At 60.6% G+C, this 13,588-nt stretch carries 8 protein-coding genes and 4 pseudogenes; 3 read left to right on the top strand and 9 right to left on the bottom strand.

Annotated elements, in window-relative coordinates; translation table 11 throughout:
- Positions 1 to 3 precede the first annotated feature (3 nt).
- The 9 genes and pseudogenes from hutU to CAURIM_RS05270 form a co-directional block, all read right to left on the bottom strand.
- A complete protein-coding gene (gene hutU / locus CAURIM_RS05310) occupies positions 4 to 1,680 on the bottom strand; it encodes a urocanate hydratase (protein WP_201828382.1) in 1,677 nt (558 codons plus the stop codon).
- A 306-nt stretch (positions 1,681 to 1,986) separates the two neighbouring features.
- Positions 1,987 to 3,206, bottom strand: a pseudogene (locus CAURIM_RS05305) (IS30 family transposase).
- Between the two features lie 19 nt (positions 3,207 to 3,225).
- Positions 3,226 to 3,435, bottom strand: a pseudogene (locus tag CAURIM_RS05300) (helix-turn-helix domain-containing protein); the annotation flags it as partial.
- Positions 3,436 to 3,725: 290 nt separating this feature from the next.
- On the bottom strand, positions 3,726 to 4,598 hold the full coding sequence (locus CAURIM_RS05295) for an endonuclease domain-containing protein (RefSeq protein WP_201828383.1): 873 nt from the start codon (positions 4,596 to 4,598) through the stop codon (positions 3,726 to 3,728).
- Between the two features lie 197 nt (positions 4,599 to 4,795).
- Positions 4,796 to 6,015, bottom strand: a pseudogene (locus tag CAURIM_RS05290) (IS30 family transposase).
- Between the two features lie 19 nt (positions 6,016 to 6,034).
- Positions 6,035 to 6,244, bottom strand: a pseudogene (locus CAURIM_RS05285) (helix-turn-helix domain-containing protein); the annotation flags it as partial.
- 347 nt (positions 6,245 to 6,591) lie between these two features.
- Positions 6,592 to 8,145, bottom strand: coding sequence for a histidine ammonia-lyase (gene hutH / locus CAURIM_RS05280; protein WP_201828384.1), 1,554 nt, complete (start codon positions 8,143 to 8,145; stop codon positions 6,592 to 6,594).
- A 185-nt stretch (positions 8,146 to 8,330) separates the two neighbouring features.
- Positions 8,331 to 9,059, bottom strand: coding sequence for an IclR family transcriptional regulator (locus tag CAURIM_RS05275; RefSeq protein WP_201828385.1), 729 nt, complete (start codon positions 9,057 to 9,059; stop codon positions 8,331 to 8,333).
- A gap of 37 nt (positions 9,060 to 9,096) precedes the next feature.
- A complete protein-coding gene (locus CAURIM_RS05270; protein ID WP_201828386.1) occupies positions 9,097 to 10,443 on the bottom strand; it encodes a YjiH family protein in 1,347 nt (448 codons plus the stop codon).
- A 362-nt stretch (positions 10,444 to 10,805) separates the two neighbouring features.
- On the opposite strand from CAURIM_RS05270, the gene CAURIM_RS05265 reads away from it, so the two are divergent.
- Genes CAURIM_RS05265 through CAURIM_RS05255 form a run of 3 tightly spaced genes read left to right on the top strand, consistent with a single transcriptional unit; the run spans position 10,806 to position 13,552 of the window.
- Positions 10,806 to 12,221 (top strand): amino acid permease, encoded by a 1,416-nt coding sequence (locus CAURIM_RS05265; RefSeq protein WP_201828387.1) that lies wholly within the window; start codon positions 10,806 to 10,808, stop codon positions 12,219 to 12,221.
- Between the two features lie 2 nt (positions 12,222 to 12,223).
- Positions 12,224 to 13,192 (top strand): formimidoylglutamase, encoded by a 969-nt coding sequence (gene hutG, locus CAURIM_RS05260; RefSeq protein ID WP_201828388.1) that lies wholly within the window; start codon positions 12,224 to 12,226, stop codon positions 13,190 to 13,192.
- Positions 13,193 to 13,225: 33 nt separating this feature from the next.
- Complete coding sequence (locus CAURIM_RS05255; protein WP_201828389.1) at positions 13,226 to 13,552, top strand: (deoxy)nucleoside triphosphate pyrophosphohydrolase; 327 nt, start codon at positions 13,226 to 13,228, stop codon at positions 13,550 to 13,552.
- Positions 13,553 to 13,588: the final 36 nt, after the last annotated feature.

The raw sequence follows: 13,588 nt of genomic DNA, 5'->3' as shown, positions 1-13,588 counted from the left end.
TATCTAGTCGCGGGCCTTGAATTCCATCGGGATACGCACGCCGCGCTCGTCGGCGACTTCCTTGGCGCGAGTGTAACCGGAATCCACGTGGCGGATAACACCCATGCCCGGGTCGTTGGTCAGCACGGCGCGCAGCTTGGCGGCGGCCAGCTCGGTGCCGTCGGCCACGGTGACCTGACCGGCGTGAATGGAGCGGCCCATGCCCACGCCGCCGCCGTGGTGGATGGATACCCAGGTGGCACCGGAGGAGACAGCGGTCATGGCGTTGAGCAGCGGCCAGTCAGCCACGGCATCGGTGCCGTCGAGCATGGCCTCGGTCTCGCGGTACGGGGAGGCCACGGAACCGGAGTCGAGGTGGTCGCGTCCAATAACGATCGGAGCCTTGATCTTGCCTTCCTTGACCAGGTCATTGAAGAGCAGGCCAGCCTTGTGGCGCTCGTTGTAGCCCAGCCAGCAAATACGTGCCGGCAGGCCCTCGAACTCCACGTACTCCTCGGCGGCATCAAGCCAGTTGTGCAGGTGCTCGTTGTCCGGGAAGAGCTCCTTGAGCGCTTGGTCGGTGACCTTGATGTCCTCAGGGTCGCCGGAAAGCGCTGCCCAGCGGAAGGGGCCAAGACCCTCGCAGAAGAGCGGGCGGATGTAGGCCGGGACAAAACCTGGGAACTCGAAGGCACGCTGGTAGCCGGCCTTGCGGGCCTCGTCGCGGATGGAGTTGCCGTAGTCGAAGACCTCAGCACCCTCGTCCTGGAATTCCACCATGGCCTGGACCTGGGCGGCCATGGCCTCGCGGGCCTTCTTGGTAAAGGTGGTCGGGTCCGCCTTGGCCTCGTTGTGCCAGTCCTCCACGGTGATTTCGGTGGGTAGGTAGCTCAGCGGGTCGTGCGCGGAGGTCTGGTCCGTGACGATGTCCACGGTGAATTCACCCGCGCGCTGTCGGCGCAGGACCTCCGGGAAGACCTCAGCGGCGTTGCCCACGAGACCCACGGACAGCGGCTTCTTGTTCTCCTTGGCGTCGAGCACCAGCTTGAGGGCCTCATCCAGGTCGGTAACAACCTCATCGAGGTAGCGCTTGTGCTGGCGGCGCTTCAGGCGGGTCTCATCCACATCGACGATGAGGCAGGCTCCGCCGTTCAAAGTAACAGACAGCGGCTGTGCGCCACCCATGCCGCCGCAGCCACCAGTGAGGGTAAAGGTGCCGGCGAGCGTGCCGTTGAAGCGCTTCTTTGCCACGGCCGCGAAGGTCTCGAAGGTACCCTGCAGGATGCCCTGGGTAGCGATGTAAATCCAGGAGCCGGCCGTCATCTGGCCATACATCATCAGGCCTTCGTCTTCGAGTTTGCGGAAGTGCTCCCAGTTGGCCCAGTCACCGACAAGGTTGGAGTTGGCGATGAGCACGCGCGGTGCCCACTCATTGGTCTTCCAGATGCCGACCGGCTTGCCGGACTGCACCAGCAACGTCTCGTCGGACTCGAGGTTCTTGAGGGACTCCACGATGGCATCAAAAGCCTCCCAGCTGCGGGCAGCACGCCCGGTGCCGCCGTAGACTACGAGGTCCTCGGGACGCTCGGCAACCTCGGGATCAAGGTTGTTCATGAGCATGCGCAGCGGGGCTTCGGTCTGCCAAGACTTGGCGGAGATTTCGGTTCCGCGCGGGGCGCGTACTTCGCGGGGTTCAGACATGACTTCCTTTCGCTCGTGCATTTCGACGCCCTCCCAAACCCCCAAGGCCGGTTCCCCGGGGCTGTCCCTAGTGGGGCTTGGTCAGCGTCACACAGGACAAGTTACTGTGACGCAGAACCATGAGCCAGGACACTTTTGGCCTAGCTGTCTCAGATACGAGACTGCCGCGCGACTGGCACTGCAGCGGTGCGCTGGCTGCCCCCGCCACAGCCAACGCCAAACCCAAAAGTGCAGACCTGGAAGTACATACGCGCAGGTGGGCGTCGTAAAGCGCCAAGACAGTGCTTGACGACGACCAGGGCGGAATCAAGCGGTGGATGCGCCACGCTTGAATAGTTCGTTAAGTATTTCACGTGGGGTTGCGCCGCCGAGGATTTGTCGGGGTGTTTCGTTGAGCTCATTTTGTACCCACGCGACATGTTCGGGTGTGACGGTGGCAAAGTCGGTGCCTTTTTTGTAGAACCGGCGCCTGATCTCGCCGTTGGTGTTCTCGTTGGTTGGTCTCTGCCACGGTGAGTGCGGGTCGCAGAAAAACACCTGGCAGCCGTCTTTGATCTGGACCTGTGCTGTGACAGCCATTTCTGCCCCTTGGTCCCATGTGATGGTTTTTAGCTGCTCGATGTTGAGGTCTTTGACCATGTCCTGCAAGGTTGCGACCACGGTTTGTGAACTGTGCTCATCGGGGAGGTGTCCAAGCAGGGTGTAGCGGCTGGTGCGCTCTACTAGGGTAATCAGTGCGCTTTTGCCGCCTTTACCAATGACAAGGTCGCCCTCCCAGTGCCCGGGGATAGCCCTGTCATCAGCTTCCGGGTTGCGGTGGGTGATCTCAGCACCTTTGATCCAAGGGCGACCGGTTAACACGCCAGCGTTTCGGGCACGACTCTTGCGTGTTGCGCCGCCGCGGATAAGTACGTCTTTAGTCTTCATGACTTCTTCAAGCTCGGCTCGCAGGCTGCCTTTACCTTGAATGTATAAGGCACTGTAGATCGCTTCGTGGGAAATACGCATGCTTTCATCATCGCTGAAAGCATGCTCAAGCCATGCACTAATGCGCCCAGGTGACCACCTGCGGGCAAGGCAATCGATCACTACACCCCGAAGCGTTGGGCTTTCATCGAGCTTGCGTAGTTTTGGCCGCACCATCCGACCAGCAGTAGAAACAGCAGCGTTGTGGGCGTTATACCGCAGCTGCTCTGTGCCGTCCTCATCGATAATCTTCCAACCATTACGGGTGATTTCACGGGCGACGACACTGTGGTGCCTATTTATTTTCTGTGCGATAGCACGTGCCGAATCACCGACACGACATCCCGCTTCAATAGCAACACGGTCTTCAACAGTAAGCCTGCGACCACGCCCTACTAAGGCGTGTTTGTCGAATACGCCGCTAGGAAATCCATCAATGGCTTGAGCTTTCATCGGTGCTGGCATAACAGTATCTTTACCCAGCTTCTTGCCGGTATCTGGCATAGACACCACCGCCTCATCAGGCGTTCGACGGTGTCGCTGCCGGCGTAATTCCGCATACCGTTGCTTCCTTATCCACTGATACACCGTGGAAGGATGCACACCGACCGCATCAGCCACCGTCTGACAGCTCTCACCAGCAAGCACTCGCTCCACGGCCTGGACACGTTCATCAGGTGACAAGCGGGCGCGTCTAGGCCGTACTTCGATTACACCAGCTTTCTTTAACCTACTGTGAAGCACGCCAGTCGATAATCCAACAGTCTGTGCTGCTTGATTGATCGACATACCTGCACACACCAACCCAACGGCCTCACGGACAAACGGATCACGCAGACGACTCGCACGCCTGCCAGGAGGTTCGACACCTCTTACCCTCAACCATCCGTAAACAGTTTCAGGGCCCACACCGACATCACGCGCGACCAGGCTAACTGCCTCGCCCGCAGCCACTCGCTCAACAGCAGCATCCTTAACATCCTTCGGAGTCCAACGCGTCACAACTACCTCCCGGTCGAAGTGGCGCATTCACCCCTTGACAGCACGCAGGGCGGGTCTGCACTTCCAGGTCTGCACATCTACAAACGCGGACCGCGCGCCAAGTGCTTCCCCACGGTCTCCTGGAAGTAGTCGGGGCGTGCGCTTAATTGTTCTGGGCTAAACCTCAAGACGATGTAGCCCTTGTTGAGGATGTGCTGCTGCCGCCGATGCTCCGCGCGTATTACCTCTTCGGCCTCGAAGCGGTACTTGACGTTCCCGTCAATCTCAATCACCAACCACCCATTAATAACCAGGTCCGCTCGATACCTTTCAACCACATGTTGCGCCTTGACCCAACGCAGATCTGGGTAGTCCGCCGCAAGGATCAAGGCACGGGCATAGGATTCCCACGGTGACTCCGCGCAGTTAATACTTTCAGCAACCGCCCGCCGCGCGGCGGCAACGCCCTTAACTCTCCCCATAGCGCCGAGTGTCTCATTGATCCAGAACTGGCCAACATTGCGCGCCCGCACATCATCGACGGCAACGAGACCCTCCTCAAATCCATAGAACCGCGCAATATCAATGGCCGTGCGTTCCAGCGAAGACACGCGAATCCCGTGAACAACCGTCTCTTTACCGCGCAAGTCCATGCGCCGGTAGCGGACATTGGAAGTCGCGCGTTGTGGTACCGAGTTCGAAGGCAACGTTACCTCCCACTCGGCAGGTGGCACAACCAGGGGAATCCCGTGAATGAGCGCGGCGGACTTTCCCACTAATGTTGCCTTGGGCAAGCTCAGCCCGAGCACGTATGCCTTCGCAGTCTCCTTTTGCCACGGCTTGAGCTCGTGCCAGTGCACCAACGGCAGCACGTAACACCACGCCAGTGTGGCCACCTTGCCAGCATGCACTTTCTTCCACCGGGGATCATCATTGGGTAGCTTGCGAAGGTCGATAAGGTGCTGGTCCACGAAGTTTAAAAGTGTTCATTGTTCATGCACTACTCATAACCCAGCTTTGTGTGCTTCGCCACAGATAGGCTTGTGTTCTTCACCACCGCCACGCTCCTACGTTTCGGCGCGAATGCAAAAGTGCAGACCTAGAAGTGCAGACCTGCTGGTCGTCGCAAAGCACTGCCCGGGTGCTGGACGACGCCCGCTGGGCGGAATCAAGCGGTGGATGCGCCACGCTTGAATAGTTCGTTAAGTATTTCACGTGGGGTTGCGCCGCCGAGGATTTGTCGGGGTGTTTCGTTGAGCTCATTTTGTACCCACGCGACATGTTCGGGTGTGACGGTGGCAAAGTCGGTGCCTTTTTTGTAGAACCGGCGCCTGATCTCGCCGTTGGTGTTCTCGTTGGTTGGTCTCTGCCACGGTGAGTGCGGGTCGCAGAAAAACACCTGGCAGCCGTCTTTGATCTGGACCTGTGCTGTGACAGCCATTTCTGCCCCTTGGTCCCATGTGATGGTTTTTAGCTGCTCGATGTTGAGGTCTTTGACCATGTCCTGCAAGGTTGCGACCACGGTTTGTGAACTGTGCTCATCGGGGAGGTGTCCAAGCAGGGTGTAGCGGCTGGTGCGCTCTACTAGGGTAATCAGTGCGCTTTTGCCGCCTTTACCAATGACAAGGTCGCCCTCCCAGTGCCCGGGGATAGCCCTGTCATCAGCTTCCGGGTTGCGGTGGGTGATCTCAGCACCTTTGATCCAAGGGCGACCGGTTAACACGCCAGCGTTTCGGGCACGACTCTTGCGTGTTGCGCCGCCGCGGATAAGTACGTCTTTAGTCTTCATGACTTCTTCAAGCTCGGCTCGCAGGCTGCCTTTACCTTGAATGTATAAGGCACTGTAGATCGCTTCGTGGGAAATACGCATGCTTTCATCATCGCTGAAAGCATGCTCAAGCCATGCACTAATGCGCCCAGGTGACCACCTGCGGGCAAGGCAATCGATCACTACACCCCGAAGCGTTGGGCTTTCATCGAGCTTGCGTAGTTTTGGCCGCACCATCCGACCAGCAGTAGAAACAGCAGCGTTGTGGGCGTTATACCGCAGCTGCTCTGTGCCGTCCTCATCGATAATCTTCCAACCATTACGGGTGATTTCACGGGCGACGACACTGTGGTGCCTATTTATTTTCTGTGCGATAGCACGTGCCGAATCACCGACACGACATCCCGCTTCAATAGCAACACGGTCTTCAACAGTAAGCCTGCGACCACGCCCTACTAAGGCGTGTTTGTCGAATACGCCGCTAGGAAATCCATCAATGGCTTGAGCTTTCATCGGTGCTGGCATAACAGTATCTTTACCCAGCTTCTTGCCGGTATCTGGCATAGACACCACCGCCTCATCAGGCGTTCGACGGTGTCGCTGCCGGCGTAATTCCGCATACCGTTGCTTCCTTATCCACTGATACACCGTGGAAGGATGCACACCGACCGCATCAGCCACCGTCTGACAGCTCTCACCAGCAAGCACTCGCTCCACGGCCTGGACACGTTCATCAGGTGACAAGCGGGCGCGTCTAGGCCGTACTTCGATTACACCAGCTTTCTTTAACCTACTGTGAAGCACGCCAGTCGATAATCCAACAGTCTGTGCTGCTTGATTGATCGACATACCTGCACACACCAACCCAACGGCCTCACGGACAAACGGATCACGCAGACGACTCGCACGCCTGCCAGGAGGTTCGACACCTCTTACCCTCAACCATCCGTAAACAGTTTCAGGGCCCACACCGACATCACGCGCGACCAGGCTAACTGCCTCGCCCGCAGCCACTCGCTCAACAGCAGCATCCTTAACATCCTTCGGAGTCCAACGCGTCACAACTACCTCCCGGTCGAAGTGGCGCATTCACCCCTTGACAGCACGCTGCGCGTATGTACTTCCAGGTCTGCACTTTTGAAATCAAGGGCGCACGAAAAAGCCCCATGACATACGCCATGGGGCTGAAGTGATGCTTAACGCAGCTTGCCGACGGCCCCCTCTACCGCAGCCACCAGCGCACCTTCCTTGACCAGGCGCACGGTCTCTTCGATCTCCGGGGACAGATAGCGGTCGGTGCCCGGACCTTGGACGGTCTGGCGCAGAGCATCGATGACCGCCCCGGTGCCCTTGGCGGGCTGGCCCTCGCGCATATCGATGGCGCGGGCGGCGGTGAGGATTTCGATGGCGAGGACGCGCTGCAGGCCGTCCACGGCCTTGCGCAACTTGCGCGCACCCGACCAGCCCATGGACACGTGGTCTTCCTGCATGGCCGAAGATGGGATGGAATCCGCAGAAGACGGGTTGGCCAAGCGCTTGAGCTCAGAGACAATGCCTGCCTGCGCATACTGCGCAATCATATGGCCAGAGTCGACGCCTGGGTCATCGGCCAGGAAGGCGTTGAGGCCGCGGTTGCGGGCGACGTCGAGGAACCGGTCGGTGCGGCGCTCCGAAATAGAGGCCAGGTCAGCCACGACGATGGCCAGGAAGTCCAGCGCATAGGCCACCGGCGCGCCGTGGAAGTTTCCATTGGAGACCACGCGCCCGTCTTTGGCCACCACCGGGTTATCCACGGCGGCAGCGAGCTCGCGCTCCGCAACCGTTGCTGTGTGCGCCACAGTATCGCGGAAGCCGCCGGCTACCTGCGGCGCACAGCGTACGGAGTAGGCATCCTGCACCTGCTTCTTCTTGAATTCCTCGAGAGCCGACGCAAGAATCTCCGATCCTTCCGCCACCGTCAGGATATTGGCCGCGGCATCCGCCTGGCCCGGATGCGGGCGCAGCTGCTGCAGGTCATCAGCGAAGACCACCAAGGTCCCCAGCAAGCCCTCCACCGTCATTGCGGTGGCGATGTCGGCGGTCTTGGCAAGCTCGCGCAGGTCAGTGATAGCCAGGCAGAGCTGCCCCAGCATGCCGTCGGTGCCGTTAATGAGTGCTAAGCCTTCCTTCTCCCGCAGCTTGAGCGGTTCAATGCCCGCAGCCGACAGCGCCTCGGCGGCCGGGGTGACCTGGCCGCCATCGACGCGCACCTCACCCTCACCCAGCAGCGCCAGCGCACAGTGTGCCAGCGGCGCCAAGTCACCGGAGCAGCCCAGGGAGCCGTATTCGCGGACCACCGGATGGATATTGGCGTTGAGCACCGCGGCATAAGTTTCCGCCACCACCGGACGCACGCCGGTACGTCCAGTGCACAGGGTGGACAAGCGCAGCAACATCAGCGCACGGATGACCTCTTGCTCAACTTCCGGGCCCGTTCCCGCCGCATGCGAGCGCACGAGTGAGAGCTGCAGTTGCGCGCGCATCTCCTCCGGAATGTGGCGCCGCGCCAGCGCACCGAAGCCGGTGGAAATACCGTAGACCGGGGTCGGATCCTGGGCTAGTTCCTCGACGCGCTCGCGGGTCGAGGCGATTTCCTCAATCGCATCCTGGGAAATCTCCACCTTCGCGCCGTAGCGTGCCACGGCCACGACTTCTTCGATACTCAGCGCCCCGATACCCACGGTCACGGTGGAAGGATAAGAATTAGACATGTAAGGCTCCTTTAACGTCGCTGCGTTACCCACGTCCCACCACCCACGTGAAAGGGAAGAAGGCACGTGAAAACACGTACTCGTTTTCACAAGAATAGAAAAATAGTGATACGCGCGACAGCCTTACGCGTTGCGCTCATAGTACAACAGGCTGCCCGGCGCGCCAATACCTCGGGCACTACCTGTTAACGGCGCCCGTACATCCTCTCCGCCACCTGCTGCGCGGCCGCGCGCAGTTGCTGTGTGACGTCGGCGGCGTCGGCAGTCCCCACCGGGAAAGTCACCGCGAGTGCCGCTGCTGGCCTGCCCACGTGGTCAACCACCGCCACGCCTACCGACGCCTGCCCGCGCGCAACCACCTCAACCTCTTCGGCCCAGCCACGCTCACGCACGTGACGCAAGATCTCCTTGTATTCCCCAAAACCTAAGGACCCCGGGATATAGGCTGCGCGCCATTCCGCCTCCGGGAGCAGGGCCAGCATCGCCCGCCCGGAGGCCGTGCGCTGTGCTTGCAACCGCACCCCCTTCTCCGTGACCAGTGACAGCGCCCCCGGAGCGCGCACCTCGTTGAGGTAGAGAATCCCCGTTCCCGCTAAACGCGATAAATGTCCCGAGCCCCCGACGCTGCTGGCAATCCGCTCGAGGTGCCCCTGGGTCGCCCGCACCAAGGGCTGCTGCGTGGCATAGGCCGCGGCCATCGAGTAGGCAGCAAGCCCCAACCCGTAGGTTTGGTTCTCCGGCAGGTGTACCACGAATCCCGCGTCCACCATCTCCTTGAGCAGGTGGTAAGTAGTTGAGCGTGGCAGGTCCAGCTCACTGCGGATGCGCGCGGCGGAAATCGGCACGTCGATGGTCGACAGCAGCCGGAGGATCTCCAGTGCATTGCGCGCCGCCGGGACTCGGGAGGTACTCATGGGCCCACATTCTAATGAGCCCTCGTACAAGCCCCAGCTAAGTCACCAGGAAGGCAATCGGCGTCGCAATAATGATGGTCAGCACCACGCGCTCGAACCAGATGACCACGATCTGCCACAGCTTGATCGGAATCTTGGTGGCCAAGATGCACGGCACCAGCGCGGAGAAGAAGATAATGGCGGAGATAGCCACCACACCGATGACGAACTTGAGCACCATGCTTTCTGAGCCCGCCACAGCCGTCGCCGGCAGGAACATCTCCGCAATGCCCATGGCCGCGGCCTTACCCGCCAGTTCCGGTTCCGGTAATTGAACAATCCAGGCGAACGGGTAGAACAGGTACCCCAGCCAGTCGAAGAGAGGGGTGTAGTTTGCCAGCAGCAAACCAATCAGGCCCACGGACATGATGGAGGGCACAATCGCCGACGCCATGCGCACGCCATCGCGCAGGTTCTCCCAAATGGCAGCGCCTAAAGACGGCGCGCGGTCCAACGCTAGCAGCGCTTCCCGCCAGGCGGCCTTAAAGAAATTGCCCTTTACCGGCTTTTCCGGGTCCGGCTTTACACCATCTACGTAGTCATTAGGAATCCTACTCAGCGGCGGAATCCACACGGTAATCGCCGTGACCAGGAAGGTCACCACAAGGGATACTGCGAAGTACACGCCCCACATATCCATCAAGTCCAGCTGCTTGGCCACGATGACCATGAACGCTGCCGAGACCGTCGAGAAGCCCGTCGCGATGATGGAGGCCTCACGCGCGGTGTAGCCGCCGCGCTGGTACACACGGTCAGTAATGAGGATTCCCAAAGAGTAGGAGCCCACGAAGGAGGCTACCGCGTCGATGGCGGAGCGCCCCGGTGTGCGCCAGAGCGGGCGCATGATGGGCTGCATAAATACGCCCACGAATTCCAGAAAGCCGTAGCTGATGAGCAGAGCTAGGAATGCGCCGCCGATGGGTACGATGAGGCCGACGGGTGTCGCAACCGAATTCCACAGGAAGGGCACGATGTCCTCGTTGCCGAGTACCCCTGGAAGCTTTCCGATGACCATCAAGAAGGAGACCACCAGGCCCACCACGTTGAGCGCGGTAAAGACCGCTTGCAGCGGGCCTTCCTGCCAGTTTTTATTCACGATACTGCGCACCGTGCCATAGAGCGCTAGCGCCAGGATAAACCAGGGCACCAAGACTTCGGCATAGGTGCGGATGATGGTGACCATGTGGTCAAGCGGGATGGATTTCTTTCCGTCATAACTAATGGGAAAGAAGAATACGAAAGCGCCGATAGCGCTGTAGACGAAGAGGCGCCAGATGCCCTTCTTGGAGGGCACGTCATCCTCGTTCTCGTAGAAGGCGTCAACGATTGCGTCTTCAGAGTTCATGTTCTACCTCACGGTGGTGGAAACGACACGTCATTAGCACGGCCACGCACGCGCCCTTTAAAGGAACGCGCCAAGCACACACGCCGCTACACAGCGATTGCTTCTAGCCATGCCCACGCGACAGCCACACGCAGGTCTCCCACATACTAGCGGCACCCCACACAAATGTCACGCACGTCACCCCCACGCACGAAATGAGGCGCCCACCATAGCGCCGGATGAAGCTACCCACCACAAAATTGACCCCGCGTCTCAACTAGAGGAAAGTAGCTCCCAGACCCACTCGCACCAACCACTCCCCACATTCGCGGTGCTAGAACCAACTAGCGCCCGCACAGGGGGACAGAGGAGGACGCATCCCCGTGGCAGAAACCACCACCAAGCGCGCCGGCTTGAAACACCGGCACCTGCACTTCATCGCCTTAGGCTCAGCTATCGGCACCGGCCTGTTCTACGGTTCTGCCGGCGCCATCCAAGCCGCCGGCCCCTCGGTCCTCTTGGTCTATCTCCTCGGCGGCGCCGTGGTTTATTTCCTCCTGCGCGCACTCGGTGAGATGTCCGTGCACCACCCCGTTACCGGCTCCTTCGCCGAATACGCCCGCACTTTCTTAGGCCCCTGGGCCGGCTACATCACCGGCTGGATGTTCGCCTTCGAGATGGTCATCGTGGCCCTCGCCGACCTCACCGCTATTGGCGTCTACATGCAATTCTGGTTCCCCGGCTCACCCAAGTGGGTGTGGGTCGCCGCCACACTGCTTCTCGTCGGCGGCGCCAACCTCGCCACCGTCAAGGCTTTCGGCGAGCTGGAATTCGCCTTCACCATCGTCAAGGTCGGCGCGGTCATCGCGATGATCCTAGGTGGCGTGGCCGTCCTAGTCTTCGGCCTCTCCACCGCGGAGACCACCGGCCCGGCCAACCTCGTCAACGATGGCGGCTTCTTCCCCAACGGCGTCTCCGGCATGGTCGCCTCCTTCATCCTCGTTCTCTTCGCCTTCGGCGGCACGGAGATCGTCGGCGTCGCCAGTGCGGAGGCAGAAGATCCCGCCAAGTCCGTGCCCAAAGCCGTCAACACCATCCCGGTGCGCATCCTGCTTTTCTACGTCCTGGCCATCCTGGTCATCCTCATGATCAACCCCTGGCGCAGCATCACCGGTGAGGAAAGCCCCTTCGTCCAAATCTTCTCCACCCTCGGCGTCACCTGGGCTGCCGCCGCACTCAACGTCGTTGTCATCACCGCGGCGGTGTCCGCCATCAATGCGGATCTCTTCGGCGCCGGCAACGTTCTCACCGGCCTGGCACGCCAGAACCTCGCGCCAAAGGTCATGGCCAAAAAGACCCGAGGTGTGCCGGTCATGACCATGATCATCCTGCTTATCGTCATGATTATCGGCACCGGACTCAACGCGCTCATCCCGGATAACGTCTTCGAAGTCATCGCCTCCCTGGCCACGTTTGCCACCATCTACGTGTGGCTGATGATCCTCTTGGCCCACGTGGCTTCCCGCCGCCAGATGCCCACCGAGGAACGCGCCAGCCTGGAATACACCGTCCCCTTCTGGCCCTGGGGCCAATACTTCTCCATCGCCTTCATCATCTTCACTTTTGGCATCATGGTGTGGCAGGAGCAATACCGCCCGGCACTCGCCACGGGCGTTATCTTCATCCTCCTTATGACCGCCATCTTCTACCTCACCGGCCGCCGCAGCGCCGCCGCGAGCACCCCACAGGAAGCAGCCCTGCAAAATACAGCCGAACAAGAAACAGACGCGAAAGGATAGCCATGAACACCGTTGATGCCCCCGCCTACTCCCCTGCCCCCGAGTGGTCCGGCCGCTCCGATGGCCCAGGCCCCGAGCATGCGCGGTGGCACAGCGTAGTTCGTCCCCTCGACCTAGCGAACCCCCAGGAACAACCCGGCGTGGCACTCCTGGGCTTTGCCTCCGACGAGGGCGTTGAGCGCAACCATGGCCGCCCCGGCGCGGCTGCAGGCCCAGCTGCCCTGCGCGGCGCCCTGGGTTCCCTGGCGCTGCACCATCCGCATCCGCTGTACGACGCCGGCACGATCACCACCCAAGGCACCGACCTGGAGGCCGCCCACGAGCGCCTCTCCAATGCGGTGGAATCACTCTCACGCGCCGGGCACCTGCCCATCATCCTCGGCGGCGGCCACGAAACCGCCTTCGGCTCCCACCGCGGTGCTTTCCGCGCCCAGGGGCCTCTGCAGATCATCAACTTGGACGCGCACTTCGATCTCCGCACCACGGACGTGCCTACCTCCGGCACCCCGTTTAAACAAATTTCTGAGCTGGTAGGCCGGGAGGACTTCGACTATTCCGTCCTGGGAATCTCCCGCCCCAACAACACGCCCGTGCTTTTCCACGAAGCCTCCGCCCTCGGCGTCACCGTCGTCCTCGACGAGGATTTGCTCAGCATGGATCGCTCCCAGCTGCGCACAACCATCGACAGCATCTACTCCGGCACCAAGCCCATCCACCTCTCCATCGACTTGGATGTCCTCCCCGCCGACCAGGCACCGGGTGTCTCCGCCCCCGCTGGCCTCGGCGTGCCAGTAAACACCATCCGGGCACTGGCGCTGAGCATCGCCGCCACGGGACGCCTCGCGATTGTCGACGTCGTCGAGCTCAACCCCACCTTCGACACCGACAGCCACACCGCCAAGCTGGCCGCGCGGTTGATTGATGACATTGTGACAGCGCACTTTTCTGCTACCACAGGAGCGAATTCCTAGATAAGGTGCGGGCCAGCCGGCATACTAGTGCCCATGAGTTCACCGATTCGTGTTGTCGGAGCCGTCTTCGTAGACGGCAATCGATTCCTGGCCTGCCGCAAAGCTCCAGGAAAATCACTAGCCGGCATGTGGGAGTTTCCGGGCGGCAAGATTGAAGAAGGCGAGACGCCTAAGCAGGCTCTCGCACGTGAAATCAAAGAAGAGCTGTCCGTCAGCGCACATGTTGGTGACCAGGTCACCACGACCGTCTACGAGTATGATTTCGCCACCATCGAGCTCACGACGTTCCTGTGCACCAAGGAATCTGGGGAACTCGTTCTTAGTGATCACGATGCCACCCGTTGGGTCACCCGGACCTGACCCCTGTTAGGTAGACACCTGATATCCAGCCCTGTT

It is taken from the genome of Corynebacterium aurimucosum (assembly GCF_030408555.1).
In the GTDB taxonomy this organism is placed as follows: domain Bacteria; phylum Actinomycetota; class Actinomycetes; order Mycobacteriales; family Mycobacteriaceae; genus Corynebacterium; species Corynebacterium aurimucosum.
The sequence above is the reverse complement of the archived record's forward strand: the minus strand, read 5'-3'. Positions and strand labels throughout refer to the sequence as shown.

Bases quoted from the DNA above. Each gene is read 5' to 3' on its own strand.
- CAURIM_RS05275 (WP_201828385.1), bottom strand. From the start codon at position 9,059: ATGAGTACCTCCCGAGTCCCGGCGGCGCGCAATGCACTGGAGATCCTC.
- hutG (WP_201828388.1), top strand. From the start codon at position 12,224: ATGAACACCGTTGATGCCCCCGCCTACTCCCCTGCCCCCGAGTGGTCC.
- CAURIM_RS05255 (WP_201828389.1), top strand. From the start codon at position 13,226: ATGAGTTCACCGATTCGTGTTGTCGGAGCCGTCTTCGTAGACGGCAAT.
- hutU (WP_201828382.1), bottom strand. From the start codon at position 1,680: ATGTCTGAACCCCGCGAAGTACGCGCCCCGCGCGGAACCGAAATCTCC.
- CAURIM_RS05270 (WP_201828386.1), bottom strand. From the start codon at position 10,443: ATGAACTCTGAAGACGCAATCGTTGACGCCTTCTACGAGAACGAGGAT.
- hutH (WP_201828384.1), bottom strand. From the start codon at position 8,145: ATGTCTAATTCTTATCCTTCCACCGTGACCGTGGGTATCGGGGCGCTG.